Here is a 2,226-nt window from a genome sequence, read left to right as displayed (position 1 = left end):
ACTGTGCCCGGCTACACGGTAAGTTCGTTTGCGATAAAGGCATTTCGCGTTCTTTGTGGACTCTCGGTCTGCCCAGTTCGCGCTCGATGTCTTCGACGCTTGGCTGGCTGTCGGCCAGCGCCTCGGGCAGGGCCTCGAGGAAATGGTACACCGCCACGCGCCCATCGGACTGTCGATGCTGCGCAGTGCGTACCCGGCCACGAGGCGGTTTCGCTGCACAGCAACGGGCCCGATGGTGGGCTCATGTTCGACCTGCGTGACATCCTTGGTCCCGTGGGGCGGCTGGACCTGATGACTCGGCCAGGTCGCAGTCCATCGTGCTCGCCTCTCATCTGAACATCGATCGCCGCCAGGTAGAAGTTGAGTTGCCCGGCGTACTCGGGTTTCAAGGCACCGGCTTTCAGTTCCACCACCACGTAGCAGCGCAGCTTCAGGTGATAGAAGAGCAGGTCGACGAAGAAGTCGTCGTCGCCGACCTCCAGTGGCACCTGCCGGCCTACGTAGGCGAAGCCGGCGCCCAGTTCGAGCAGAAAAGCGAGTGATGTGCTGCGCCAAAGCGCCTTCGATGTCGCGCTCTTGTGCCGCCTCACCCAGCCGCAGGAAGTCGAAGCGGTAGGTATCCTTCAACGACTCGCGCGCCAGGTCCGATTGCGGCGCGGGCAGGCGCCGGGAAATCGCCTGGCCGCTTCGCGTTTGAAGCCCGCTTTCTATTTGCATCACCAGGACGTTGCGTGACCAGCCGTGCTCGATGGCCTTAGCGGCATTCCACTGCCGCGTGGCGCTCTCGGACAACTTGTCGAGCAGCGCCAGTTGGTGGTTTCAGGGCAGTTGTTGCTTGAGTGAGGGGCCAAATCCCGCGGGGACGCCTTGTAGAAGACGGGCCCGTCGTTCGCTGCAGCTCACGGCTTGTCCACCACCGCGTCCTCCGCTATTCGATCGTTGATTGAAGTGTCAGCCTGTCACCGCAAAAACTGGCCTCTCACCAAAACTGCCACCATGGTCGCMGGCCTATCGGCATTACTACCAGTGATGCGGCGATGGTGGTGGCGGCGCGAAATCGGCGCCTGGCCTCCGATTCCAACGCGAGGGCTTCGCGACGTGCGGCTTGGTCGCCGTTCGTTGCTTGCAACCGAAGCGCCTGGCAGCGTCGGAAGAATTCGTCGTCTGAAAGGTCGGTCGGCTTGTCCATTCAGGCATTTTGCGGGGGGCACTTGCACCGCAGGAATCGATGCGCGTTTCGCTTGATCCGTCTAGCGGGAAAAAAGTCACCGATGGCCCGTCTTCTCATGAGCCTTCCTCCGGTGCGCCCGGTGCCTTAATGTGCGCCACGATAGCCGGCGCCGTAAACACCCTTCACGGCACGGCTCGCGCTAAGATGTGTGCCGCCATGCGCAATCCTCGACATCGCACCGGTCCGCCGCGCCGTTGGGCTTGGATGCTGTGGCTCGCGTTGCTCCTGCCCGTGGCGCAGAGCGCCTCGGCCATGCATGCCCTGTCGCACACGGTCGAGCAAGCTGGCGCTCATGGCGGCGACAAAGGGTCTCCCGATTCTTTCGTATGTAACCTTTGCTTGACGGCGGCAGCTTTGCATGGCGGTGCACTCCGCTCCGAGCCGCCGTGCTTGCCTTCGTCCGCCGGCCGCTACGAGGCACCGCAGGGTGCCTCGGGGGGCACCTGGCAGGAACTGCTGGCCCACGCCTACAGGAGTCGAGCGCCACCGCACGCCTCGCTTTGACCGTTGACCGACCCGCCTCTTTTCCGGGCGGATGCACCGCAACGTCCTTGCCCCGAGCGTCGATCCATGCACCAGATCTTTCGGGTTAGCCTAGTGCTAGCCTTGGCCGTGCCATTCGCAGCGATGGCCGAATCCTCTTCTTCCGATGTCGAAGCGCTTCGACGGGAGATCAACGCGATGCGCGCGGACTACGAGGCGCGCCTCCAGGCACTCGAGCAACGAGTTAAGGCAGCCGAAGCGACATCGTCCGCCGCGGTTGCAACCCCAGCCGTGGTTGCGCCGTCGCCAGCAACCGCCGTGGCTTCCGTCGGCGCCGGCGCCAACGCGTTCAATCCGTCGCTTTCGTTGATTCTTTCGGGCGGCTACATCAATACGTCGCAGGATCCGACGAAGTACGCGATCACGGGTTTCCCGCTGCCGACGGATGCCTCGATTGGTCCTGGCACGCGCGGATTCAGCCTAGGCGGGCACGCGCGGATTCAGCCTAGGCG

1 protein-coding gene and 1 pseudogene are annotated in these 2,226 nt (G+C 63.6%); one reads left to right on the top strand and one right to left on the bottom strand.

Features of this window, described 5'->3' with window-relative positions:
- Positions 1 to 11: 11 nt before the first annotated feature.
- Positions 12 to 488, bottom strand: a complete 477-nt coding sequence (locus AC1DY5_RS52310) for a PDDEXK nuclease domain-containing protein (protein WP_478122130.1) — start codon at positions 486 to 488, stop codon at positions 12 to 14.
- Between the two features lie 1,370 nt (positions 489 to 1,858).
- On the opposite strand from AC1DY5_RS52310, the pseudogene AC1DY5_RS52305 reads away from it, so the two are divergent.
- A pseudogene (locus AC1DY5_RS52305) lies at positions 1,859 to 2,226 on the top strand (hypothetical protein); the annotation flags it as partial.

This window comes from Variovorax sp. P4_D9 (assembly GCF_056401695.1).
This window is presented reverse-complemented; position numbering and strand designations above follow the sequence as displayed.